The organism is Streptomyces sp. NBC_01341, assembly GCF_035946055.1.
In the GTDB taxonomy this organism is placed as follows: Bacteria; Actinomycetota; Actinomycetes; order Streptomycetales; family Streptomycetaceae; genus Streptomyces.
On the sequence record NZ_CP108364.1, the window covers coordinates 2,461,946 to 2,485,512 of the forward strand.

Annotated in this window: 20 protein-coding genes and 1 tRNA gene; 3 read left to right on the plus strand and 18 right to left on the minus strand. The window is 70.1% G+C overall.

Annotated features, from left to right (window positions below; translation table 11 throughout):
- Positions 1–202 precede the first annotated feature (202 nt).
- The 16 genes from OG206_RS10415 to OG206_RS10490 all read right to left on the minus strand — a co-directional run bounded on the left by OG206_RS10415 (position 203) and on the right by OG206_RS10490 (position 18,463).
- Positions 203–643: a hypothetical protein gene (locus tag OG206_RS10415; RefSeq protein WP_327114588.1), complete on the minus strand. Its 441-nt coding sequence runs from the start codon at positions 641–643 to the stop codon at positions 203–205.
- A 264-nt stretch (positions 644–907) separates the two neighbouring features.
- Complete coding sequence (locus tag OG206_RS10420; RefSeq protein WP_327114590.1) at positions 908–2,287, minus strand: MraY family glycosyltransferase; 1,380 nt, start codon at positions 2,285–2,287, stop codon at positions 908–910.
- Between the two features lie 84 nt (positions 2,288–2,371).
- On the minus strand, positions 2,372–3,652 hold the full coding sequence (gene glyA, locus OG206_RS10425; RefSeq protein ID WP_327114592.1) for a serine hydroxymethyltransferase: 1,281 nt from the start codon (positions 3,650–3,652) through the stop codon (positions 2,372–2,374).
- A gap of 140 nt (positions 3,653–3,792) precedes the next feature.
- Positions 3,793–4,434 carry an arsenate reductase/protein-tyrosine-phosphatase family protein gene (locus OG206_RS10430; protein WP_327114594.1) on the minus strand — a complete coding sequence of 214 codons (642 nt, stop codon included), beginning with the start codon at positions 4,432–4,434 and terminating at the stop codon, positions 3,793–3,795.
- A complete protein-coding gene (locus tag OG206_RS10435; RefSeq protein ID WP_327114596.1) occupies positions 4,431–5,078 on the minus strand; it encodes an L-threonylcarbamoyladenylate synthase in 648 nt (215 codons plus the stop codon). Before OG206_RS10435 ends, OG206_RS10430 begins: the two co-directional genes overlap by 4 nt.
- A 49-nt stretch (positions 5,079–5,127) precedes the next feature.
- Positions 5,128–5,973, minus strand: a complete 846-nt coding sequence (gene prmC / locus OG206_RS10440; RefSeq protein ID WP_327114598.1) for a peptide chain release factor N(5)-glutamine methyltransferase — start codon at positions 5,971–5,973, stop codon at positions 5,128–5,130.
- Between the two features lie 44 nt (positions 5,974–6,017).
- Positions 6,018–7,094, minus strand: a complete 1,077-nt coding sequence (prfA, locus tag OG206_RS10445; protein ID WP_327114600.1) for a peptide chain release factor 1 — start codon at positions 7,092–7,094, stop codon at positions 6,018–6,020.
- A gap of 155 nt (positions 7,095–7,249) precedes the next feature.
- Positions 7,250–7,474: a 50S ribosomal protein L31 gene (gene rpmE, locus OG206_RS10450; protein WP_099174467.1), complete on the minus strand. Its 225-nt coding sequence runs from the start codon at positions 7,472–7,474 to the stop codon at positions 7,250–7,252.
- Positions 7,475–7,664: 190 nt separating this feature from the next.
- Positions 7,665–8,768: an LCP family protein gene (locus OG206_RS10455; RefSeq protein ID WP_327114602.1), complete on the minus strand. Its 1,104-nt coding sequence runs from the start codon at positions 8,766–8,768 to the stop codon at positions 7,665–7,667.
- 625 nt (positions 8,769–9,393) lie between these two features.
- Positions 9,394–11,469 carry a transcription termination factor Rho gene (gene rho, locus OG206_RS10460; protein ID WP_327114604.1) on the minus strand — a complete coding sequence of 692 codons (2,076 nt, stop codon included), beginning with the start codon at positions 11,467–11,469 and terminating at the stop codon, positions 9,394–9,396.
- Between the two features lie 387 nt (positions 11,470–11,856).
- A complete protein-coding gene (gene thrB, locus OG206_RS10465) occupies positions 11,857–12,774 on the minus strand; it encodes a homoserine kinase (protein ID WP_327114606.1) in 918 nt (305 codons plus the stop codon).
- A 253-nt stretch (positions 12,775–13,027) separates the two neighbouring features.
- Complete coding sequence (gene thrC, locus OG206_RS10470; protein WP_327114608.1) at positions 13,028–14,098, minus strand: threonine synthase; 1,071 nt, start codon at positions 14,096–14,098, stop codon at positions 13,028–13,030.
- 6 nt (positions 14,099–14,104) lie between these two features.
- A complete protein-coding gene (locus OG206_RS10475; RefSeq protein WP_327114610.1) occupies positions 14,105–15,406 on the minus strand; it encodes a homoserine dehydrogenase in 1,302 nt (433 codons plus the stop codon).
- A gap of 95 nt (positions 15,407–15,501) precedes the next feature.
- Positions 15,502–16,893 carry a diaminopimelate decarboxylase gene (gene lysA / locus OG206_RS10480; RefSeq protein WP_327114612.1) on the minus strand — a complete coding sequence of 464 codons (1,392 nt, stop codon included), beginning with the start codon at positions 16,891–16,893 and terminating at the stop codon, positions 15,502–15,504.
- A gap of 24 nt (positions 16,894–16,917) precedes the next feature.
- Positions 16,918–17,982, minus strand: coding sequence for an ArgS-related anticodon-binding protein NrtL (gene nrtL / locus OG206_RS10485; protein ID WP_327114614.1), 1,065 nt, complete (start codon positions 17,980–17,982; stop codon positions 16,918–16,920).
- Between the two features lie 67 nt (positions 17,983–18,049).
- Entirely contained in the window at positions 18,050–18,463 is a 414-nt protein-coding gene (locus OG206_RS10490; RefSeq protein WP_442805832.1) for a response regulator, read from the minus strand.
- Between the two features lie 264 nt (positions 18,464–18,727).
- Here OG206_RS10490 and OG206_RS10495 point away from each other — a divergent pair.
- Positions 18,728–18,799, plus strand: a tRNA-Arg gene (locus tag OG206_RS10495).
- A gap of 616 nt (positions 18,800–19,415) precedes the next feature.
- Positions 19,416–20,273: a hypothetical protein gene (locus OG206_RS10500; protein ID WP_327114618.1), complete on the plus strand. Its 858-nt coding sequence runs from the start codon at positions 19,416–19,418 to the stop codon at positions 20,271–20,273.
- A gap of 307 nt (positions 20,274–20,580) precedes the next feature.
- Here OG206_RS10500 and OG206_RS10505 read toward each other — a convergent pair whose 3' ends face one another.
- Positions 20,581–21,150 carry a hypothetical protein gene (locus OG206_RS10505; protein WP_327114620.1) on the minus strand — a complete coding sequence of 190 codons (570 nt, stop codon included), beginning with the start codon at positions 21,148–21,150 and terminating at the stop codon, positions 20,581–20,583.
- Positions 21,151–21,402: 252 nt separating this feature from the next.
- Between OG206_RS10505 and OG206_RS10510 the strand changes: the two genes are divergently transcribed.
- Positions 21,403–21,954 carry a hypothetical protein gene (locus OG206_RS10510; protein WP_327114622.1) on the plus strand — a complete coding sequence of 184 codons (552 nt, stop codon included), beginning with the start codon at positions 21,403–21,405 and terminating at the stop codon, positions 21,952–21,954.
- Here the strand turns inward: OG206_RS10510 and OG206_RS10515 are convergent.
- Positions 21,927–23,450: an HNH endonuclease gene (locus OG206_RS10515; RefSeq protein WP_327114624.1), complete on the minus strand. Its 1,524-nt coding sequence runs from the start codon at positions 23,448–23,450 to the stop codon at positions 21,927–21,929. The genes OG206_RS10510 and OG206_RS10515 overlap by 28 nt on opposite strands.
- Positions 23,451–23,567: the final 117 nt, after the last annotated feature.

A 23,567-nucleotide genomic window follows, 5' to 3' on the forward strand; every position in this document is an offset into this window, starting at 1 on the left:
ATAGGTACGGCAACCTCGATGTGTCGGCGCGGCACGCGGCCGCGGTTCGGCACTGGACTGGTGTTACGGATGTGTGAGCGGCAGTCAGGCAATGAGCCTCGCGATCGAGCAGGCGTCAGCTCACATGCCCGCGCCCGCAGTGCCGCAGTTGAAACCGGACGATAGCAGGCTCCGGTGAGCGCCCTTATTCCGGCCCTACCCATCACGCCGACGAGCCCGTCTTCTTGGGCTGGTGGGCGTCGCTGGACTCGGGTTCGACGTAAAGGATCTTGGCCTTCATGTGCGCACGCGCCTGCGCGCCGATCCACGCGAGAGTCGTCGCGACCAGTGTGATCGCGAAGGCCTTCGGGTTGAACAGCGACGTGTCCTTGAACACGGCGACGAAGATGAACAGAAGGAGGAGCTGCGCCGTGTACAGCATCAGCCCCATGGCCTGGAACAGGTGCGGAAGGGACCTGGCGGTCCGCTGCAGCACCACGAGCCCGATCCCCATGAAGAGGATCACGACCAGCGTCGCGACAACCGCACCCAGGGCTCCCTTGCCACCCGCGACACCGGCGCTGACCGCAGCGGCGACGACGCCGGCGGCAGCAGTGGGCACGGCGGTCTGAAGGAGAGTCCGGACGTCGTTGTTGGACGGCATGGCGGTTGCTCCGCATGGCAGGGGGTGGGCAGTGGTCGTCAGGGACGAGCGTAGGCCCGGACCGAGATCGATGTTTCGGGCCAATGGACCGTGCTACTCAGGTCCTTCGGCTTCATCACCGGGCTTCGTGAACGCTATCACAAACTATTTGATGAGGTCTTTACTCAGAAAGTGTGCCAGCTGTCACACGTGAGGGTTACTTCGCGCGCCTGTGCAGCACGTCACAGCGGTTTGTCTGGTATCGGGGCGTCTGCACCCGGTCCGTCAGCGTGATGAGTCGGCCCGGTCCCGATCCGCGAAGCGCGAACGGGGGCCGATCGCTGTCGCTCCGTTGACGCCGGACACTCCCACGGCCACCGGGGCCCGCTCCGGTGCCGGGGAGGCCATCTCCGAGCCCCGCGGCCCGTGTTGGCCGCGGGAGGCGTCCTCGGCGGCCTGTGCGGCCTCTTCGTGGCCCGCACGCCTCCGGCGTCGGTAGCGGGGCGGTACGAACGCCTCCGCCCAGCGCGGTGCCCGCGGGGTGAAGCGCGGCATGAGCAGGAGGATCAGGCCGACGGCGCTGAGTCCGACGATGACCAGCACGATCCACAGCGAGGCGGAGTGGACCGAGTAGCCGACGGCGCCGAACGCGATGAGCGCGGACCAGAAGTACATGATCAGCACGGACCTGCTGTGCGAGTGCCCGATCTCCAGCAGCCGGTGGTGCAGGTGTCCGCGGTCGGCCGCGAACGGCGACTGGCCGTTCCAGGTGCGGCGCACGATGGCGAGCACGAGGTCGGCGGCCGGGATCGCGATGATCGTGAGCGGCAGCAGCAACGGGATGAAGACGGGGAGCATCGCGTGGGTGGCCTGCCGCTCGCTGCCCTCGAAGAGCTTCATCGTGTCCGGATCGACCTGACCCGTGACGGAGATGGCGCCGGCGGCCAGCACGAGGCCGATCAGCATCGACCCGGAGTCCCCCATGAAGACCCGGGCGGGGTGCATGTTGTGCGGCAGGAAGCCGAGGCACATGCCCATCAGGATCGCGGCGAAGAGCGTCGCGGGGGCCGCGGCCTCGATCCCGTACCCGTACCAGAGGCGGTAGGTGTACAGGAAGAACGCCGCGGAGGCGATGCACACCATGCCGGCCGCGAGGCCGTCCAGACCGTCGACGAAGTTGACCGCGTTGATGGTGATCACGACCAGGGCGACCGTGAGCAGCGTGCCCTGCCACTGGGTGAGCGCGACCGTGCCGACACCGGGGATGGGCAGCCACAGGATCGTCAGACCCTGGATGACCATGACCGCGGCGGCGATCATCTGTCCGCCGAGCTTGATCAGCGCGTCGATCTCGAACTTGTCGTCCAGGACGCCGATCAGCCAGATGAGAGCGGCGCCGGAGAGCAGCGCTCTGGGCTCGTTGGAGAGGTCGAAGACACCGTTCAGGTTGAACAGGTGGTCCGCGACGATCAGGCCGGCGCAGAGTCCGCCGAACATCGCGATGCCACCGAGCCGGGGAGTCGGTTCCCGGTGTACGTCGCGCGCACGGATCGCGGGCATCGCCCCGACCGCGATGGCGAACTTCCGCACAGGCCCGGTCAGCAGATAGGTCACTGCGGCCGTGACACAGAGCGTCAGCAGGTAATCACGCACGGGCTGCCCCACAGATTTCGCCGGCCATCTCAGCCCCACACCCTAGTCTCATGAGTGAGGACACCGAGCCACGGGTGATGGTTGCACATGGTCCGGCTACCCCGGATACGGCGGATTCCGCTCGGCCAGCGCGCGCACGTCGGCCCGCAGCCGGCCGGTGTCGCGTTCCTCACGCACGGCGGCGCCGAACAGACCGGCGATCCGCACCATGTCGTCCTCGTCCATCCCCTGGGTCGTCACGGCCGCCGTGCCGAGCCGGATACCGCGCGCGTCCCCGTAGGGCAGCGCGCAGGTGTCCAGGACCATCCCCGCCGCGCACAGCCGCTCGCGTGCCGTGCGGCCGTCCACGCCGAGGGGTCCGGGGTCCGCGACGACGATGTGGGTGTCCGTGCCGCCCGTGGTCACCTCGAAGCCCTCGGCCTCGAGGGCGGCCGCCAGGGCCCGGGCGTGCGCGACGACCCGGTGGGCGTACACCGCGTACGCCGGGGTGGCCGCCTCGCCGAACGCGACCGCCTTCGCCGCGACCGTGTGCATCTGCGCGCCGCCCTGGGTGAAGGGGAACACCGCGCGGTCGATCCGCTCGGCCAGTTCGACGCCGCAGAGGATCATGCCGCCACGGGGTCCGCGCAGCACCTTGTGCGTCGTCGCGCAGACCACATCCGCGTACGGCACCGGACTGGGCGCCGCTCCCCCGGCGATCAGCCCCATGGGATGGGCCGCGTCGGCGATGAGATAGGCGCCCACCTCGTCGGCGATGTCCCGGAACAGCTCGTAGTCCGGGTGCCTGGGGTAGGAGATCGAGCCGCAGACGATCGCCTTGGGGCGTCGCGCCCGGGCGAGTGCGCGTACCTGCGCGTAGTCGATGAGGCCGCTGTCGGGGTCGACGCCGTAGCCGGCGAACTCGAACCAGCGCCCGGAGAAGTTCCCGGGGGCGCCGTGGGTGAGATGGCCGCCGTACGGAAGCCCCATGGCCAGCACCGTGTCGCCGGGGCGCAGCAGCGCGGCGTACGCGGCGAGCACGGCGGAGGAGCCCGAGTGCGGCTGGACGTTGGCGTGCTCGGCCCCGAACAGCTCCATGGCGCGGCGGACGGCGAGGCCCTCGGCGGCGTCGGCCTGCTCGCAGCCGCCGTGGTGGCGGGCTCCGGGGTAGCCCTCGGCGTACTTGTTGGCGAGCGGGGAGCCGAGGGCGGCGAGGACCGCGGGCGAGGTGAAGTTCTCGGCGGCGATCAGCTGGAGGGTGGTCGCCTGCCGGCCGGCCTCGGCCAGCAGGATGCCGCCGATCTCCGGGTCCTGGCGGAGCAGGGCGCGGAAGTCCTGCGGCACGGCGGTGTCCGGCGGGGGCACGGTTGCGGGTGCGACTGGCGTGGTGACCGGCATCTGACGGCTCCGGGCCTGAGGGAGGGGTGCACTGGCGTCAGATCCAATGTAGGCCCGCCCCCGGCTGCCTGCCCGCTGCCGTGCGGCCCTCTACGCCGGTCGGCGCACCCGGGCGCGGTGTTGCGCGGTGCGGCGGTCGTTCAGTGGGGCGCGCCCACCCCGGTCAGTGCCGTCATGACGGGATCGAGCGCCTGGCTGATCTCGTCGCCGATGGAGCGGAAGAACGTGATCGGGGCGCCGTAGGGGTCGTAGACCTCGTCGGCCTCGGCGGTGGGCGCGAGGAGCCAGCCGCGCAGGGCCGCCGCGGCGCGCACCAGCGCGCGGGCGCGCTCGACGACGCCCTCCTCGCGGGCGTCGGGGAGGGTCGCGGGGTCTATGGCCCGCACCAGCCGGGTGAACTCCTTGAGCGTGAAGGTCCGCAGGCCCGCCGAGTGGCCCATGGAGATGACCTGGGCCCGGTGGTCGCGGGTGGCGGTGAGCACCAGGTCGGCGCGGATCACGTGCTCGTCGAGGAGTTCGCGGCCGACGAACCCCGTGGCGTCGGCGCCGAAGTCGGCGAGGACGACCTCCGCGTTGGCCTCCATGGGCGCGCCCTCGTGTCCCCAGGTGCCCGCGCTCTCCACGATGAGGCCGCCGCTCAGCGGATCTCCGAGGCGGTTCATGAGGGCATGGCGGGTCAGCCGCTCGGTGATGGGCGAGCGGCAGACGTTGCCGGTGCTGACGTGGAGGATGCGGAAAGCGTCGTGCTGCCCCGCTATGCCACGCCCCTCAGGGGCGGTCAATTGGCCACCTCGAGGTCGGGTACCACCTTGCGGAGTTCCTCGACCGAGAGTGCGCCGGCGCGGAGCAGCACGGGGATCTTGCCCGTGACGTCGACGATCGAGGACGGCACGATCCCGGGGGTCGGGCCGCCGTCGAGGTAGACGGAGACGCTGTCGCCGAGCATGTCCTGGGCGGCGTCGCAGTCCTCGGGAGAGGGGTGTCCGGTGAGGTTGGCGCTGGAGACGGCCATCGGGCCGACCTCCGTCAGCAGCTCGATGGCGACGGGGTGCAGGGGCATCCGGACGGCGACGGTGCCGCGGGTGTCACCGAGGTCCCACTGCAGCGACGGCTGGTGCCTGGCGACGAGTGTGAGGGCGCCCGGCCAGAACGCGTCGACGAGCTCCCACGCCTGCTCGGAGAAGTCGGTCACCAGACCGTGCAGGGTGTTCGGGGAGCCGATCAGGACGGGGGTCGGCATGTTACGGCCGCGGCCCTTGGCGTCGAGGAGGTCGGCGACGCTCTCGGAGCTGAAGGCGTCCGCACCGATGCCGTAGACGGTGTCGGTGGGCAGCACGACCAGTTCGCCGCGGCGGACGGCGGACGCGGCTTCACGCAGGCCGGTCGTACGGTCGGTCGCGTCGTTGCAGTCGTATCGCCGTGCCATCAGCCGGCCTCCTCGGGCGTGTACGGGTAGGGGTCGTGCGGTCCGGTGGTCACGGCATGGCCTTGCGGGCCGTCGCGAACCGGGGCCGGTTGTTCAGGTCGGGGTGGTCGGCCGCGTCGGCCCAGCCCCGCTCCTCGGTGAAGATCCACGGCACCTGGCCGCCCTGGGTGTCGGCGTGCTCGATGACGACGAGCCCGCCGGGGCGCAGCAGCCGGTGCGCGGTGCGTTCGATGCCGCGGATGGTGTCGAGTCCGTCCTCGCCGGAGAACAGCGCCATCTGCGGGTCGTGGTCGCGGGCCTCGGGCGCCACGTACTCCCACTCGGTGAGCGGGATGTAGGGCGGGTTGGAGATCACCAGGTCGACCTGGCCGTCGAACTCGGGGAGGGCGCTCAGGGCGTCGCCGCGGTGCACGGTGACCCTGGACCCCTCGGCGTTCTTCCGGGTCCACCTCAGGGCGTCCTCGGACAGCTCGACGGCGTGCACCCGCGAGCGCGGGACCTCCTGCGCCATGGCGAGGGCGATCGCGCCCGATCCGGTGCACAGGTCGACGATCAGCGGCTCGACGACGTCCATCGCGCGGACGGCGTCTATCGCCCAGCCGACGACCGACTCGGTCTCCGGGCGGGGGACGAAGACTCCGGGGCCGACCTGGAGTTCCAGGTAGCGGAAGAAGGCCCGGCCGGTGATGTGCTGGAGGGGCTCGCGGGCCTCGCGGCGGGCGATCGTCTCCCAGTAGCGGGCGTCGAAGTCGGCGTCCGGCACGTTGTGCAGCTCGCCCCGCTTGACCCCGTGCACGAACGCGGCGAGTTCCTCGGCGTCGAATCGCGGTGAGGGGACACCGGCGTCGGCCAGCCGCTGGGTGGCCTGGGCCACCTCGGCGAGCAGCAGGTTCATCGCGGTTCTCCGTACGGGTTCACGAGCGGGGCGGGCGGTGGCGCTTACGCGGAGGCGAGCTTGGCGGCCGAGTCGGCGTCGACGCAGGCCTGGATGACCGCGTCGAGCTCACCGTCGAGCACCTGGTCCAAGTTGTACGCCTTGAAGCCGACGCGGTGGTCCGAGATGCGGTTTTCCGGGAAGTTGTACGTCCGGATCTTCTCGGACCGGTCCACGGTGCGCACCTGGCTGCGGCGTACGTCGGAGGCCTCCTGCTCGGCGGCTTCCTGGGCGGCGGCCAGCAGCCGGGAGCGCAGGATGCGCATGGCCTGCTCCTTGTTCTGGAGCTGGCTCTTCTCGTTCTGGCAGGAGGCGACGACACCGGTCGGCAGGTGCGTGATGCGGACGGCGGAGTCCGTGGTGTTGACGGACTGGCCGCCGGGGCCGGAGGAGCGGTAGACGTCGATGCGGAGGTCGTTGGCGTGGATCTCCACGTCGACCTCCTCCGCCTCGGGCGTGACGAGCACACCGGCGGCGGAGGTGTGGATGCGGCCCTGCGACTCGGTGGAGGGCACGCGCTGCACGCGGTGCACGCCGCCCTCGTACTTCATCCGCGCCCAGACACCCTGGCCCGGCTCGGTGGCGCCGTTGCCGCCCTTGGTCTTGACGGCGACCTGGACATCCTTGTAACCGCCGAGCTCGGACTCGGTGGAGTCGATGATCTCGGTCTTCCAGCCCACGCGCTCGGCGTAGCGCAGGTACATGCGCAGCAGATCGCCGGCGAAGAGGGCGGACTCGTCGCCGCCCGCTCCCGCCTTGATCTCCAGCAGCACGTCCTTGTCGTCGCTGGGGTCGCGCGGGACCAGCAGGAGCCGGAGCTTCTCGGTGATCTCCTCGCGCTGCTTCTCCAGGACCTTGACCTCGGCGGCGAAGTCCGGGTCGTCGGCGGCGAATTCGCGGGCGGTCTCGATGTCGTCGCCGGTCTGCTTCCAGGACCGGTACGTGGAGACGATCGGGGTCAGCTCCGCGTAGCGCTTGTTCAGCTTGCGCGCGTTGGCCTGGTCGGCGTGGACCGACGGGTCGGCGAGCTTCTTCTCGAGATCGGCGTGCTCGCCGATCAGTTCCTCGACCGCCTCGAACATCTTCGGGCTCCTGGTTTCTGCGTCATACGTCTGCGGGCTGCCTGGACGGCGTGCTGCCGGTGGTACGCCGCCGGGGCGCGGCCGGCGGCAGAGCCGGAAAAAACGCCGGCCCCGGCGCCCCGTTGGAGGGCGTCGGGAACCGGCGCAGTGGCTCGCTACTTGCTGGCGGAGCCGGCAGCCTTGCCGAAGCGGGCCTCGAAGCGGGCCACGCGGCCGCCGGTGTCGAGGATCTTCTGCTTGCCCGTGTAGAACGGGTGGCACTCGGAGCAGACGTCGGCGCGGATGGCGCCGCCTTCAAGGGTGCTCCGGGTGGTGAACGACGCACCGCAGGTGCAGCTGACCTGCGTCTCGACGTACTCGGGGTGGATGTCGCGCTTCAAGGTGTCTCCTAGGTTCGGGAGGGCTCCGGGTCGTTCGCGCGGATTGCGCGTCCGTGAACCGGGGCCGACGTACCAGTCTGCCAGGACCGGCCGTATCTCCCAAAACGAGGACCCGTCTGTGTGTATTCCCCTCGCGCACGGGGAACGCTGGGCGACCGTGCGGTGACGGAAAGCCGCCGCCCGGGGGGCCTCAGCGCACCACCGTCCCCGCTCCGCCCTTGTCTCCGGCCGACTTCGCCGTGGCGGAGGCCGGAACCGGCTTGTCCTGCTTGAGAGCGGCCCACACCTTCTGTCCGGCCTTCTCCTGGGGGAGCACGCGGTTGGGGTTCTCCGGGTCGTACTCCACGGGCAGCGTCACCATGTCGACGTTCTTGGAGCCGAGGCCCTTGAGCCCGTTGGCGAAGCCGGCGAGCTTCTTGACCGAGGCCAGCGCGGAGTCGGTGGTGACCGCCTTGGTGGCCGAGTCCGCGAGCCCGAAGAGCCTCTTCGGGTGGGAGAACACCCCGACACTCTTCGCCTGGTCCATCAGTGCCTTCACGAACGCCTGCTGGAGCTGGATGCGGCCCAGGTCGCTGCCGTCACCGACGCTGTGCCGGGTGCGGACGAGGCCGAGGGACTGTTCACCGCTGAGCGTGTGGGTGCCGGGCTTCAGCGCGAGGTGGCTGTCGGGGTCGTCGATCGCCTGCGAGGTGGTGATCGGGACGCCGCCCAGCTCGTCGATGAGCTTCTTGAACCCGGTGAAGTCGACCTCCACGTAGTGGTCCATGCGGATGCCCGACATCGCCTCGACGGTCTTCACCGCGCAGGCGGGCCCGCCGACTTCGTACGCCGTGTTGAACATGGCGTGGTGCTCCGCGCCGACCTGCCGGCCGCTGGTGTCGCTCGCGCAGGCGGGGCGGTCGACGAGGGTGTCCCGCGGGACGGAGACCACACTCGCCGAGGTGTGGCCCCGGTTGACGTGGACGACCATCGCGGTGTCCGACCGGGCGCCGCCCCCGTCCTCGCCGTACTGCGAGTTGGCCCCCGAGCGGGAGTCCGAACCGAGCACGAGGATGTCCTGGGAGCCGTCGTCCACGTCGTCCGGGCGGTCCGTGCCCAGCGCGGCGTCGATGTCGACGGCCTTGAGATTCCCGTTGAGCGTGACGTAGGCGTATCCGGCCCCGGAACCTCCGACGACCACCAGGGCGGCGGCGCCCCACAGGGCGACGGTCTTCACGCGGCGGCCCCTGGAGGGCTTCTTCCGGCGGCTGCCGGTGCCACGTATTCGGCCGGTGCTCCTGCTCTGCTCGCTCATGCGGCTCCCTCTTTCGTTCCTCGCTGCTACCCCCCTGCCGTCGTGCACGGGCGAGGCCCGTCGTCTCCCGTGGGCGACAACGGGGCAGCCAGAAGCCTGGCACAGCGAGCGGTGGCCTCCGGCAGGCGGCGGGGGCCCTCGAACGGGCCGGCGATGACCCGGTCACCCGGCGCTCACCAGGGGTTTCGGCCATCGGCACGGGGGGTGCCCGCGCCGGGCCGGGGCCGCGTCCGTGTGGCGAAGGTCTCCGACGAGGCCGAGGCCCGGACCGTGCGGAGGTACGGCGCACCCGGAGCTGTGACGTGCCGAGGACCTCGCGGTCTCCGCCGCGGTCCGCCCGCGTGTGGACGGCCGGGGCGCGACGAGGCCCCCGTGGCCTTCGCCGTTCGGGCCCGTCCACACCCCGAGGTCGTACGCGGCGTACGGACACCGGTGCTTCCGGCCGCGATGGAAGCCGCACCGTCGGCCTGCCGCCGGTCCGCGTCCGCTGCCGCGGCAGCGTATGTGGGAGGAGGGGACGGCGAGTTGCCCGGGAACCAGGAACAGGCAAACGGCAGACGCCCCGTCACCGAGGTGACGGGGCGTCTGCCGCGCGCAGTCGAACCGCGCCCGCTCAGGGGCGAGTTCAGTCGTTGCCGTTACCAGGAGTCGTCTTCTGGATCTGGAGCAGGAACTCCGCGTTGGACTGCGTCTTCTTCATGCGGTCCAGGAGGAGCTCGATGGCCTGCTGCTGGTCGAGCGCGTGAAGCACCCGGCGCAGCTTCCAGACCACGGCCAACTCGTCGGCGCCCAGGAGGATTTCTTCCTTACGGGTGCTGGACGCGTCGACGTCCACCGCCGGGAAGATGCGCTTGTCCGAGAGCTTCCGGTCGAGCTTGAGCTCCATGTTGCCGGTGCCCTTGAACTCCTCGAAGATCACCTCGTCCATGCGCGAGCCGGTCTCGACGAGCGCCGTGGCCAGGATGGTCAGCGAGCCGCCGTCCTCGATGTTCCGCGCGGCACCGAAGAAGCGCTTCGGCGGGTAGAGCGCGGTCGAGTCGACACCACCGGACAGGATGCGGCCGGAGGCCGGCGCCGCCAGGTTGTAGGCGCGGCCCAGACGGGTGATCGAGTCCAGCAGGACCACGACGTCGTGGCCCAGCTCCACCAGGCGCTTCGCGCGCTCGATGGCGAGCTCGGCGACCGTGGTGTGGTCCTCGGCGGGACGGTCGAAGGTCGAGGAGATGACCTCGCCCTTCACCGACCGCTGCATGTCGGTGACCTCTTCCGGACGCTCGTCGACCAGGACGACCATCAGGTGGCACTCGGGGCTGTTGACCGTGATCGCGTTGGCGATGGCCTGCAGGATCATGGTCTTACCGGTCTTCGGCGGGGCCACGATCAGGCCTCGCTGGCCCTTGCCGATCGGTGCGACCAGGTCGATGATCCGGGTGGTCAGGACGTTGGAGTCGGTCTCCAGACGGAGTCTGTCCTGCGGGTACAGCGGGGTCAGCTTCTGGAACTCGGGACGGCCGCGGCCGCTCTCCGGCGCCATGCCGTTGACCGAGTCGAGACGGACCAGCGCGTTGAACTTCTCGCGCCGCTCCCCGTCCTTGGGCTGGCGCACCGCTCCCGTGACGTGGTCACCCTTGCGCAGGCCGTTCTTGCGGACCTGGGCGAGCGAGACGTACACGTCGTTCGGGCCCGGCAGGTAGCCGGACGTCCGGATGAACGCGTAGTTGTCGAGGATGTCGAGGATGCCCGCGACCGGGATCAGGACGTCGTCGTCGGCGACCTGCACGTCGGTCGCGAAGTCGTCGCGTCCACGACGGCCACGGCGGTCGCGATAGCGCCCGCGACGGCCGCGCCGGCCGCCCTCGTCGTCGTAACCGTCGTCCTGCTGGCCGCCGCCGCCCTGCTGGCCCTGGCCGCCCTGGCCCTGGCCCTGGCCCTGGCTCTGGCCGCCGCCCTGCTGGCCCTGACGGCGTCCGCCGCCCTGCTGCTGGCCCTGGTCGTCGCCCTTGCCGCGCCGGTCGCGCTGGCGGTCACGGCGGTCGCCGCGGTCGCCGCGGTCCTGGCGGTCCCGCCGGCCGTCCTGGCGGTCGCCCCGGCGGCCCTCGGCGGTGTCCGCGGCGGACTCCGCCTTCGCGTCGCCCTTCGCCTCGCCGCGCTCGTCGGCGCGGTCCTGGCGGCCCTCGCCCCTCGGCTCGGTCTTCTGCTCGGCCTGCGTCTCCGCCTTGGCCTCGCCCTTGGTCTCGGGACTGCCCGCCTGCGCGGTGGCACGGCGGCGGCGGCGCTCGCCCGTGGGCTGCTGGTCGTCGCTGGCCGGCTGGCCCGGGATGTCGATCTGCTGCTGGGCCGCGGCCTTGTCGGCGGCGGGCGCGGCGGCGGTCTCGTCACCCGTACGCGTCTTGGACGTGGCGCGTCGCTTCGGCTTGCTGCCGGCGTCCGCGTCGGCGGAGGCCTTGGGGGCGGGCGAGGAGGAGCCTCCTGCCTGCGCCTCCTTGATGACCTCGATCAGCTGGCTCTTGCGCATCCGCGCAGTCCCCCTGATGCCGAGGCCTGACGCGACCTGCTGCAGCTCGGCCAGGACCATGCCATCGAGGCCGGTGCCGGAGCGGCGGCGCCGTGCGGTGGTGCCAGAGGCAGCACCTTCGGCGGGCACGGAGCTGTCGACGTTCTTGTCGGCAGTCACGCCCATCAGATCGGTGGTGTCGCTCACGAAGGGTCCTTCCCTGGAGCGGACGTCGGCCTTCTGGCTCGGCGACCGGTTGTGCTGTCCGACTGCGGTCTGTTGATCGTGTGATCGCGGACCGTGCCGGGGCGGTGGTCCGCCGGGTACGGCGGAGAGATGAATGTGCGGGGTTCCGGCGCGAGATCCCCCTGCTCGGCCCACTCCTGGACGAGCAAGAGGGTGTCGTGCCGGTTCCGGAGCGTGCTCGAAAGCTCAGGCAGGATGCTCAGGCAGTCGGGGAGGCTCCCGGAAGAGTGGTGGTCCCGGAAGGGGACACGAAGCAACGCGCCACGAAGACGTCGATTGCTGACTTGAGGTTAACACTACCGGCTCCAACAAACATTCCCCCTCTCATGCACCGGCAATCACGTGTGATTACGCGGCCAGCGGCAGCACACTCGCGCCCGTGGCGTCCAGATCGAGCCGGTTCGCGGCCCAGCCGTCACCGGCCAGCCGGGCGACCTTGTCGGCCGAACCCGCCTCGGTCAGTGCGAGCACGGTCGGCCCCGCACCGGAGATCACCGCCGGCACGCCGTCGGCGCGCAGCCGGTTCACCAGTTCCACGCTCTGCGGCATCGCGGGGCCCCGGTACTCCTGGTGGATCCGGTCCTCGGTGGCGGCGAGCAGCAGTTCGGGGCGCCGGGTCAGGGCCTCGACGAGGAGGGCCGCGCGGCCGGCGTTCGCCGCTGCGTCCACATGGGGGACGGTGCGCGGCAGCAGGCCACGGGCGGTCTCGGTGAGCACCGGTGTGGCCGGGACGAAGACCACCGGGACGACGGAGTCGGCGGCGTCCATCCTGATGGCCCTGGCGGAGCCGCCGTCCATCCAGGCGAGGGTGAATCCGCCGAGGAGACACGCGGCGACGTTGTCGGGGTGGCCCTCGATCTCGGTCGCCAGCTCCAGCAGGGCGGCGTCGTCGAGGCGGGCCTCGCCTCCGGTGGTCACGGCGCGTGCGGCGACGATCCCGGCGCAGATGGCGGCGGACGACGAGCCCAGGCCGCGGCCGTGCGGGATGCGGTTGGCACAGACGATCTCGAGACCGTGCGGCTGTCCGCCGAGCAGGTCGAACGCCGTGCGCAGGGAGCGTACGAGCAGGTGCTTCTCGTCGCGGGGCAGCGTCTCGGCGCCCTCACCCGCGATGTCGATGTGCAGCCCGGAGTCGGCGACCCGGACGACGACGTCGTCGTAGAGCCCCAACGAGAGGCCGAGGGCGTCGAAGCCCGGGCCCAGGTTGGCGCTGGTTGCGGGGACGCGCACCCGGACGGCGGCGGCTCGGAACGCGGGACCGGCCATCGGTTGGACGACTCTTCCTGTACGGCGGCGGGGATCGTGTTGTGCGGGGTGGTTCGACGTGCGTGGGGGTGTCGATGGTGCGAGGGGTGGGGGGCCCGGCATCACGACGGCCGCAGCACCGCGGCGCGAGCGGCGGGCGGGTTGGGTACAGCCTATCGAAGGAAGGTTCCGTGGCGACATAGGGCGCACAGGAGGCGCACGATGCGTGTCGCCCGCCTCCTATGCGCTCTCCGCCGGGAGGGCGGTCGAGCTGCTACGCGAGGCCCAGCTTCGCGGCCGCGGCCACCGCGTCCACCGGGACCGTGACCGGCTGCGGGGCGCCGGCGACGGCCCAGTCGGGGTCCTTGAGGCCGTTGCCGGTGACGGTGCAGACGATCTTCTGGCCCGGGTCGACCTTGCCCTCTTCGGCGGCCTTGAGCAGACCGGCCACGGACGCGGCCGAGGCAGGCTCGACGAAGACACCCTCCTGGGACGCCAGCAGGCGGTAGGCGGAAAGGATCTGACGGTCGGTCACCTCGTCGATGAAGCCGCCCGACTCGTCACGCGCGTCGAGTGCGAACTGCCAGGACGCCGGGTTGCCGATGCGGATCGCGGTGGCGATCGTCGCGGGGTCCTTGACGATCTCTCCGCGCACGATGGGCGCGGAACCGGAGGCCTGGAAGCCCCACATGCGCGGGGTGTGCGTGGAGACCGCGTCCTTCGCGTACTCCTTGTAGCCCTTCCAGTAGGCCGTGATGTTGCCCGCGTTGCCCACCGGCAGGACGTGGATGTCGGGCGCGTCGCCCAGCGCGTCGACGATCTCGAACGCGGCGGTCTTCTGGCCCTCGATCCGGACCGGGTTGACCGAATTGACCAGCGCCACCGGGTAGTTGTCGGAGAGGCTGCGGGCCAGCGTCAGGCAGTCGTCGAAGTTGCCGTCGACCTGGAGGATCTTCGCGCCGTGGACGAGGGCCTGCCCCATCTTGCCGAGCGCGATCTTGCCCTGCGGCACGAGGACCGCGCAGACCATGCCCGCGCGCACGGCGTACGCGGCGGCGGACGCGGAGGTGTTGCCCGTGGAGGCGCAGATGACCGCCTGCGCGCCCTCCTCCTTCGCCCGGGTGATCGCCATCGTCATGCCGCGGTCCTTGAACGACCCGGTGGGGTTGGCGCCCTCGACCTTGAGGTGCACCTCGCAGCCGGTGCGCTCGGAGAGAACCTGCGCCGGGACGAGCGGCGTGCCGCCCTCACGGAGTGTGACGACCGGCGTCGTGCTCGTGACCGGAAGCCGGTCCCGGTACTCCTCGATGATGCCGCGCCACTGGTGGGTGCCCTTGCTGGTCATGGGTCCTTACTCCCCTTCAACACGCATGATGCTGGCGACACCGCGCACGGTGTCCAGCTTGCGCAGCGCTTCGACGGTCCCGGAGAGGGCGGCGTCGGGCGCGCGGTGGGTGACGACGACGAGGGATGCCTCGCCGCTGCCGTCCTGTCGGCCTTGCTGGCGGACCGTATCGATGGATACGTCCTGTTCGGCGAAGACCGTCGCGACCTGGGCGAGTACGCCAGGCTTGTCGGCCACGTCGAGACTGATGTGGTACCGCGTGACCACGTCACCCATGGGGCTGACCGGCAGACGCGTGTACGCGGACTCACCGGGGCCGGTGGTGGCCCCGATGATGTTGCGGCAGACGGCGACCAGGTCGCCCAGGACGGCGGACGCGGTCGGGGAGCCGCCTGCGCCGGGGCCGTAGAACATCAGCTGCCCGGCGGCCTCCGCCTCGACGAAGACCGCGTTGTACGCCTCACGCACGGAGGCCAGCGGGTGGCTGAGCGGGATCATCGCGGGGTGCACGCGGGCGGTCACGGACCTGCCGTCGGCCGCGCGCTCGCAGATGGCGAGGAGTTTGACGGTGCAGCCCATGCGGCGGGCGGAGGCGATGTCGGCCGCGGTGACCTCGGTGATGCCCTCGCGGTGCACCTCGCCGATCTTCACCCGGGTGTGGAAGGCGATTCCCGCGAGGATGGCGGCCTTCGCGGCGGCGTCGAAGCCCTCGACGTCGGCGGTGGGGTCGGCCTCGGCGTACCCGAGGGCGGTGGCCTCGTCGAGCGCCTCGGAGTAGCCGGCTCCGCTGGTGTCCATCTTGTCGAGGATGAAGTTGGTCGTGCCGTTGACGATGCCGAGCACCCGGTTGACCTTGTCCCCCGCGAGGGACTCGCGCAGCGGGCGTACGAGCGGGATGGCGCCCGCCACGGCCGCCTCGTAGTAGAGGTCCCTGCCGTGCTTCTCGGCTGCGGCGTGGAGCGCGGAGCCGTCCTCGGCGAGGAGAGCCTTGTTGGCCGAGACGACGCCCGCGCCGTGCTCGAAGGCGGTCGTGATGAGTGTGCGGGCGGGCTCGATGCCCCCGATGACCTCGATGACGACGTCGATGTCGCCGCGTTCGACCAGGGCGGTCGCGTCGGTGGTGATCAGTGCGGGGTCTATGCCCTCCCGCACCTTGGAGGGCCGGCGGACGGCGACACCGGCGAGCTCCACCGGCGCGCCGATGCGCGCGGCGAGGTCGTCGGCTTGCGTCGTCATGATGCGCGCCACCTCTGAGCCGACCACTCCGCAGCCCAGCAGCGCCACCTTCAGCGGACGCGTACGCATCATCCGACCTCGTTTCTCATACTTCTGATGTGTGGACCAGTCTCACTCACCGGACGGGCGTTTCTGCCACCCGTCCGGATTTTGAGATGCGGATTTCATCAGCCGACATCGAGACGCAGGAGATCTTCCTCCGTCTCGCGTCGGACGATGACCCTCGCCTCTCCGTCACGCACAGCGACGACGGGCGGGCGGAGAGCGTGGTTGTAGTTGCTCGCCATGGAGCGGCAGTAGGCGCCGGTGGCGGGCACCGCGATCAGGTCACCGGGAGCGAGGTCGGACGGCAGGAACGCGTCCTTGACCACGATGTCGCCGCTCTCGCAGTGCTTGCCGACCACGCGGACGAGCATGGGTTCGGCGTCGGAGGTACGCGACACGAGCGCGACGCTGTACTCGGCGTCGTACAGAGCGGTGCGGATGTTGTCCGACATGCCACCGTCCACGCTCACGTACGTCCGCAGGCCTTCGAGCGGCTTGATCGTGCCGACCTCGTACAGCGTGAAGGCCGTGGGGCCGACGATCGCGCGGCCCGGCTCGACGGAGATGCGCGGGGTGCGCAGTCCGGCGGACTCGCACTCCCGGGTCACGATGTCGCCGAGGGCCTTGGCGATCTCGTGTGGCTCGCGGGGGTCGTCGTCCGAGGTGTAGGCGATGCCGAGGCCGCCGCCGAGGTCGATCTCGGGGAGTTCCACACCGTGCTCGTCACGGATCTCCGCGAGGAGCTGCACGACGCGGCGCGCGGAGACCTCGAAGCCGGCCATGTCGAAGATCTGGGAGCCGATGTGCGAGTGGATGCCGACGAGCTCCAGCCCGTCCAGGGTGAGGGCCCTGCGGACCGCCTCGGCGGCCTGTCCGCCGGCCAAGGCGATGCCGAACTTCTGGTCCTCGTGCGCGGTGGCGATGAACTCGTGGGTGTGCGCCTCGACGCCGACCGTGACCCTGATCTGCACCCGCTGGCGCGTGCCGAGCCGCTGGGCGATGTGCGCGACCCGGACGATCTCCTGGAACGAGTCGAGCACGATCCGCCCGACGCCCGCCTCGACCGCCCGCTCGATCTCGGCGACGGTCTTGTTGTTGCCGTGGAAGGCGATGCGCTCGGCGGGCATCCCGGCGTCCAGCGCGGTGGTGAGTTCGCCGCCGGAGCACACGTCCAGGTTCAGCCCCTCCTCCGTGAGCCAGCGCACCACGGCGCGGGACAGGAAGGCCTTCCCGGCGTAGAACACGTCCGCGTCGGCCCCGAAGGCGTCGGACCAGGCACGGCAGCGGGCGCGGAAGTCGGCCTCGTCCAGGAAGTAGGCGGGGGTACCGAACTCCTGGGCCAGCCGGGCGACTTCGATCCCGCCGACGGTGAGGGCGCCGTCCGCGTCGCGGGTGACCGTGCGGGACCAGACCTTCTCGTCCAGGACGTTCAGGTCGGTGGCCGGCGCGGAGTAGTGACCCTCGGGGAGGACGTCTGCGTGGCGGGGGCCTGCGGGGTGTGCGGATCGGCTCATCGTGGTGCTCTGCTCTCTCGGTTCTCAGAGGTGTTCGGGGGCACTGATGCCGAGGAGGGACAGGCCGCCCGCGAGCACCGTCCCGGCGGCTTCGGCAAGGGCCAGCCGGGAGCGGTGGGCGACCGAGGGTTTCTCGTCACCGACGGGGAGCGGCGGGCGGTTGCCGTGGAAGTCGAGGAAGGCGTCCGCCACCGTTTCGAGTTGCCTGGCGAGCCGGTCGGGTGCCTGGTGACGGGCGGCGGCGGCGAGGACACCGGGGTGGTCGGCGATCGCCGCGTGCAGCGCGGGCGCGTCGACGTCCTCCTCGTAAGCGGCGTCGAAGCCGAGCCGCTCCGCACCCCTGATGAGCGCGCGGGCGCGCGCGTGGGCGTAGCGGACGAGGAAGAGCGGATTGGCCTCACCCTGCACGAGGAGGTCGTCGCCGAGGAGCGCGCGGTCGTGTCCGGCGGGCCGCAGCAGGCCCCAGAGAGTGGCGTCGGCGCCGAGCCGTCCCAGCAGCTCCGAAGCCGTGGCACCGGCGGGAACCGGCCGCGTCTCCGTGAGGGGGGAGGGGGGCCGCCCGTACGCGTCGACGGTGACGCCGAGACGCGTCCAGTCGGGGTCGGGCGCCTCCTCACAGGTGGTCCGCACCCGGGCGCCCTGCGCCCGCAGCAGCTCCCGCACCGCGCCGGCCACGACCGCCGCCCGGACCTCGGGCCGGTGATGCAGTTGGTGGGTCTCCCCCGCGCACTCGGTACCCCACCCGTAGCGGAGTCCTTGCTCCAGCACCTGGCGTACGCGTGCGGCCCGGGCGTCCGCGTCGGCGGAGGCGTCGAGCGTGAAGTTCAGGAATCCGGGGCCGGTGATCTCGACCCGCCCGATGCCGGGCACGCCGGCGACCCGGTCGCGCAGCAGCGCGGCGACCTCGCGCGCCGGGAGGGCGGCCGGACCCGAGAGCTGGAGGGCGACGGCGCACGCGTAGTCGCCGCTGCCGCCCGGGCGTGTCCGCTCCACCCGCACGTGCGTGGGCACGGGGGCTCGCAGGACGTCCTCGTCGACCGCGCGGCGCACAGCGCGCAGCACGGTTCGGGAGAGCTCTGCGGGGGTCACGGGACAAGCGTAGGGGAGGAAGGGGGGCACTTCGCCAACCGGTTTCGCCATGCGGGCAGCGACCCGGTCAGCCGGCCGCGCTGCCGGCCGTCCCCGCGCCGCGCCTGCCGTCGGCAGACGGGGAGTCCTCCCGGTTCGCGAGGCGGCGCACCATGCGCACCAGCTCGCTCGGCTCGAACGGTTTCGCCAGGAAGGCGTCGACCCCGGCGGCCACACCGGAGTCCACCTCGTAGGGGGTGCACGCGCTCACCACGGCGACGGGCAGGTGCCCGGTCCTGGGGTCGGCGCGCAGTCGGACGGCGGTCTGGATGCCGTCGAGCCGGGGCATCACCACGTCGAGGGTGATGACATCAGGGCAGAACTCGTGCACCAGGTCCAGGCACTCGACGCCGTCGGCCGCGGTCACGACCTCGAAGCCCTCCAGCTCGAGATTGACCCTGATCAGCTGCCGGATGACCTTGTTGTCGTCTACAACAAGCACGCGGCCGTACGCCCCTGACACCCTTCGAGGGTAGGTCGGGCGGAGGAGCTGCGTCCGGGTTTTGCCCACTTCCGCCCGCGCGGGGGTGGCCGGAACCCCTCCGCCCGCCACTCACGTTCCCCTTCGGCCGGGCCACCGCACCCCTCCCGGAGACGGTCCGGCCGTACGGCCCCACCACGTGCCCGCGACGCGGAAATACCTGTTCCCGGACACCCGGTCGGAGCTGGTAGGGTTTCACTCGTCGCCGCCGAGAGCAGCGACATCGCCCCCGTAGCTCAGGGGATAGAGCATCGGCCTCCGGAGCCGGGTGCGCAGGTTCGAATCCTGCCGGGGGCACTTCGCAGGAAGTGCCGAAAGACCCCGTGAACAGCGGAAACGTTGTGATCGGGGTCTTTTTCATTCCTGCCGGGAGCTCACACCGGGGCATTCCGCACGGCAGGTTCATGGCTCGGTACGAGGCGGCCGACCTCGCCGTGGTTCAGGAGCCGAAGCCGGTAAGCACCCTGCCTTCGGCATGGACGCACCCGCTCCTGGGCTGGCGTCGGCCACGGACCGGGTGCCACGACTCCACGACGGACAGCCGGTTTGTCACGACTCCACGAGAACCGGAGCGTCGTGCACACGGCGCTCTGCCGGGTCGGCAAGGTCATCAGGTATCCAGCCGCGAACAGCGTCTGTGTACCTGTACCAGTTCGTGCGCCCGCCCCGCACCCGGTCGGGGAGGTCGAGGGTTGGCCCGTGTCCCGGGTGTACCGCCGCACAACTCACCGAGCACTCCCCACCAAGCCGGCCTCCTCTGCGCACCCGAGGCTTCCGTGTCCTCGCCGGCCAGGGCGAAACCGGCCGCCTGCGTGATGAGTTGCCCACCTCCGGGTTGCCCGTGCTCCCGAATGCGCGATCACAATGACCGATTCGAGGGATACGGAACACTCGTCTGCTGTACGTTCCTGGCATGGTCACGGGACAAGTGAGCGAGAACCCGGAGTCGCGCTTCTCCGCTCTTCTGGCGGGCGCGGCAAGGCTTCCAGGGGTGCGAGTCGACAGGGAGGCGTACCTCCGGACCGCCCTGGCCCGTCATTGCACGGACGATCAACTGCGCCGAGCGATGAAGGAGAGCCCCGCAGCGGCGGGCATCCCTCTTGATGTTCTGGACAAGGTTGCCGACGCCTCCATTCGCTATGAGACAGCCAAGGTGAGCGCGGTCTCTGCGGCTGCCGGCCTTCCTGGAGTCCTCGCTCTTCCCGCCACGGTGCCGGCCGATCTGGCCCAGTACGTCGCACACATGCTGCGCATCGCGCAGAAACTCGCCTACATCTACAGCTGGCCCGATCTCTTCTCCGCCGACAACGACGAACTCGATGACGCCACCAAGGGAGTGCTCACGCTCTTCTTCGGAGTGATGTTCGGAACGCAGTCCGCGAACGCCGCCGTGGGGAAGGTGGCAGGGATGATCTCCGAGCAGGTCGCCAAGAAGCTGCCCCAGCAGGCGCTGACCAAGGGTGTCATCTACCCCATCGTGAAGAAGGTCGCCCAGTACCTCGGCGTCGAGATGACGAAGCAGACCTTCGCCAAGTCGGTCTCGAAGGCGATTCCCCTCGTCGGGGCCGCGGTGTCCGGCGGGCTCACGTACGCGACCTTCCGCCCCATGTCCAAGAGGCTGAAGGCCCACCTCGCCGGCTTGGAACTCGCCAAGCCGGTCGGTGGTCAGGTCATCACGGGTGAGGTCGTCGAAGACGATGATCTCCCAACCGCGGGCGAGGCGAAGATTCCGAAGCCGGGCCGTGAGTGGGGCGTCTTGAAGCGTCGATAGACCCCGGGTGGGGCCCTGGGCGAGAGTGGTCAGGCGTAGTCGGGTCCACCTCGACCCCGTCGTGAGGGTGCGGTCGCCGTTCCGGCACTCGGGTCTTGGACAGGAACGTCGAGGGCCGTGGAGCCCTGGTCACTTCGTTCGGATTCCGGTGAGGCGACTCCGGGCCGACGCGGGACGTCTGGTCGACGTGCACACGGTGCGGGGGCCTTCACCAGCGCGGCGACAGGGGTGGCATCTCTGCGGGGTTATGCCGCGGATCACGCAGAAATGTGCACCGGTCCGTGTGCGTTTTTCCGTGTGCGTGTTCTCAGTTCGCGTTGAACGACCAGAAGACCCCTACTTCGTCTCCGCTCACGGCGATCAGTCCGAGATCCATCAGGTAATCGGTGAAGGATCTCCCACCGGCAAGATCGCCGACGAGGAAGTCCGGTGAGGCGGAGGTCCGTGCCAGGTCGGAGGAAGTACGGAAAACTGCGCCGGCACCGAACCGGCTGAGTACCGACCGGGCGTCGGCCAGCACGTCGTCCCGGTCGTCGCGCGTCCGGACCGGGTGGTCCTCGAACAACCACTCCTGAGTCAGCGAAGCAAGCAGCTCAGCGGCGGCAGCCGTCGTGATGGGAGAGGTGTATTCGTGCACCTGCTCGGCCGTGAGCGGAAGAAACGGAAACGATGGACGGACGTTCTCACGTCCCTCCTTGTCGATCTGCCACTCCAGTGACCGCCAGCCTCGCGGGTCGGTGACCGACCGGTCCATGACAGCCAGGACGTCCCGTCCCCAGTCGTCGTCCCGTCGGGGCCCGGTCATCGCGAAGGTGTATACGTCGTCGAGAAGCCTTTCCAGCGTTGCTTCCCAAACGGTGCTGTCGATGGAGGTCATCAGGCTTCCGGTCGGTCGGACACGGGACGGGCACGGATGTACGGATGATGCAGGGCGGATCGAGTCCCGGAATCGTACTCGGGGGCGTGGACATCGGCCGTACGCTCCAACTGGTGCCCGCCCGGGCATGCTCCGGCGGTCTGCGCCACACACTGCCATCGACGAAGCCGGTCGGCGTCAGCAAAGTGCGGCGCTCGGCGAGCACGACATGACTTTGCCCGTTCATACTCCGCCGCGGACTACCGTGGCGGCGTGACCGACCTGCCCTCCCCCGTGCGAGGCGTGACCGTCCGCGTGCTGATGGGCATCGGAGCCTGCGGGCCGTACGCCCATGTGGTCGCCGACTTCGAACCACCCGGCACCGGCGGCGGGTTCGAGCTGTTCAGCGCTGTTCCGGAGCGTCGTCTGCCCGCCGAGTTCCTGCCCGCCCTGCGGGCAGGGCTGGTGGAGGGGCTGGACGGGGTCGCGGCGGCGGTGCTGGTCACGGACGGCACGTTCCACGAGGTCGACTCGTCGGAGTTCGGCTATCGGATCGCCGGTGCACAGGCGGGGCGGGCGGCGCTGGTCGGGGCAGGGCTCCTGCCGCCGGAGGAGGGCGATGCCCTGCGCTGGGCCACCTGGCCGGGGCGAAGAGATCCGGCTCGCCGGGAAGCGCGGCAGCCGGGCCTCCTGAGCGTGGCGGAGCCCGGGGGTCATATCGAGCTCCCGGACCCCTGCACCGACAACAGCCGCTCGACGAGAGCAACACGGGCAGCCCGACACGACGGCCGCTATGGTCAAAGGCGTCCGCACAGCCCTCGGTGATAGCGAAGATGTGCCTGCTCTATCGCGTGGTCGGCGTGCAGCTTCAGCCGGTAGTCGACAGTACCGGTCGAGTTTCGCCGGACTGCCCAGTCTTCGTCGATGTAGATGGCGAGCCTGTCGAACTCGACATGATGGTTGGGGCAGAGGCACAGCAGGTTGGACAACTCATCGGGCCCGTCGTGAGGCCTGCCCACGCCTCTGATGTGCGCCGCCTCGCTGTAATGGCTGTACCTGGTCTCAATTCGGGATCCACACACCTGACACTCGTGCTGATACATCACCTTGAGGCGCTCCACGAGCCGCTGATCACGATCAGGCCGCGAAGAGGTGACCTCTCGCCGTGGTGTCCTTCCTCCGCCACGTCCTCTGTCGGGAAATTCGCCACTCGCTCTCGTATATCCGGCGAGCCCGACGCGTTCAAGAAGCCCGTCCCGGTCGACGTCGCCGAGATGTTTGGAGCACAGCAGGCCGATGGCCTCGGCACGGGCCAGGGAACGGCGGAGGATCTTGGCCGCATCCGCGGTGAGGCCAGCTCTAGCACGCGACGCGACCAACTGTGGCGGAGTAGGCGTGGCCGGTTGGTCGATCCCTTCGACATTCCACAGCCCGCTGCTACGCAGATGCCAGAAGGGGTACTCAGGAGTGACCTTGGAGTCCGGAAGTCCATAGTCCTGTAGCAGAGGTCCGACCTCACTCCTGAATGTCTCCCACTCCACCATGCGCTCCTGTTGAGTGGCTAGGCGCCCGATAGCCCACAGAAGCGTGATCGGCTCGTGCCGTGAGGCGCGTTGCTCCTTGATGTGAGTCCTCAAGCTGGAAAGGGAACGGAACAGCGCCTCCCGGTTCAGGTTCGGTCCTCGTTCTGGGCGGGGGCTGTTCCGCTCCGGCCGCGAGGACACCGCGGGATCGGCCATGTCCAGAAGCCGGCGCCTCTCCTCCGCAGGTACAAGAGTGAGCGAGCGCAGCGGTACAGGGACGCGAAGGCCCCGAAGAAAGGGTTCTGCGGGCACCTCGAACTCGGTCACATCACCGAGCGCCATGATGTGTTCCCAGGTCTTGCGGTCCTCATCCTCACCCCAGACAGCCCTGGCAAGTGGACGGTTACGGAGGAGGCCGAGAATTCTGGCCTTGGCAACGAACTTCTTCCCGGCGTAGAACAGCACCTCGTCACCCACCCGGCGCTCCTCCAAGGCGGTAACTTTCGCCGACCTCTCCCGAACGGGGGGTGTGGATCCCCAGAGTCGTGCCACGCCTGCAGGGAAGAGCTGTTTGAGTGCGTCCCCGTCCGAGCCCAGGACATGCTCGTACTCGGAGAGCCGAACACCTTCACGTACCGAGTGCCTGAAATGCTGCGGCCCCCGCACCCGAGCCGTGCCCCTCGGCTGGAGCACCCACTGCACCCCTGCATCCCCGGAGAAGCGGACACTGTTTCCACCCAGGCCCCGAATCTCGGCGCCCCCCATGCCGGGAAGCATGACAACACTTTCCATCTTCATACTGTCAGACTAACTAGCTTCACTGACAACGGACTTGTCCTCAGGGCGATTCGAAGTCGCGACTCAGACCTGGGCTGTCCGACACTGCGCACAGGTCAGGTGCTGGCTGGGCTAGCA

Bases quoted from the DNA above. Each gene is read 5' to 3' on its own strand.
- OG206_RS10415 (WP_327114588.1), bottom strand. From the start codon at position 643: ATGCCGTCCAACAACGACGTCCGGACTCTCCTTCAGACCGCCGTGCCC.
- glyA (WP_327114592.1), bottom strand. From the start codon at position 3,652: ATGCCGGTCACCACGCCAGTCGCACCCGCAACCGTGCCCCCGCCGGAC.
- OG206_RS10435 (WP_327114596.1), bottom strand. From the start codon at position 5,078: ATGGCACGGCGATACGACTGCAACGACGCGACCGACCGTACGACCGGC.
- prmC (WP_327114598.1), bottom strand. From the start codon at position 5,973: ATGAACCTGCTGCTCGCCGAGGTGGCCCAGGCCACCCAGCGGCTGGCC.
- prfA (WP_327114600.1), bottom strand. From the start codon at position 7,094: ATGTTCGAGGCGGTCGAGGAACTGATCGGCGAGCACGCCGATCTCGAG.
- OG206_RS10455 (WP_327114602.1), bottom strand. From the start codon at position 8,768: ATGAGCGAGCAGAGCAGGAGCACCGGCCGAATACGTGGCACCGGCAGC.
- thrB (WP_327114606.1), bottom strand. From the start codon at position 12,774: ATGGCCGGTCCCGCGTTCCGAGCCGCCGCCGTCCGGGTGCGCGTCCCC.
- thrC (WP_327114608.1), bottom strand. From the start codon at position 14,098: ATGACCAGCAAGGGCACCCACCAGTGGCGCGGCATCATCGAGGAGTAC.
- OG206_RS10475 (WP_327114610.1), bottom strand. From the start codon at position 15,406: ATGATGCGTACGCGTCCGCTGAAGGTGGCGCTGCTGGGCTGCGGAGTG.
- lysA (WP_327114612.1), bottom strand. From the start codon at position 16,893: ATGAGCCGATCCGCACACCCCGCAGGCCCCCGCCACGCAGACGTCCTC.
- OG206_RS10500 (WP_327114618.1), top strand. From the start codon at position 19,416: ATGGTCACGGGACAAGTGAGCGAGAACCCGGAGTCGCGCTTCTCCGCT.
- OG206_RS10505 (WP_327114620.1), bottom strand. From the start codon at position 21,150: ATGACCTCCATCGACAGCACCGTTTGGGAAGCAACGCTGGAAAGGCTT.
- OG206_RS10515 (WP_327114624.1), bottom strand. From the start codon at position 23,450: ATGAAGATGGAAAGTGTTGTCATGCTTCCCGGCATGGGGGGCGCCGAG.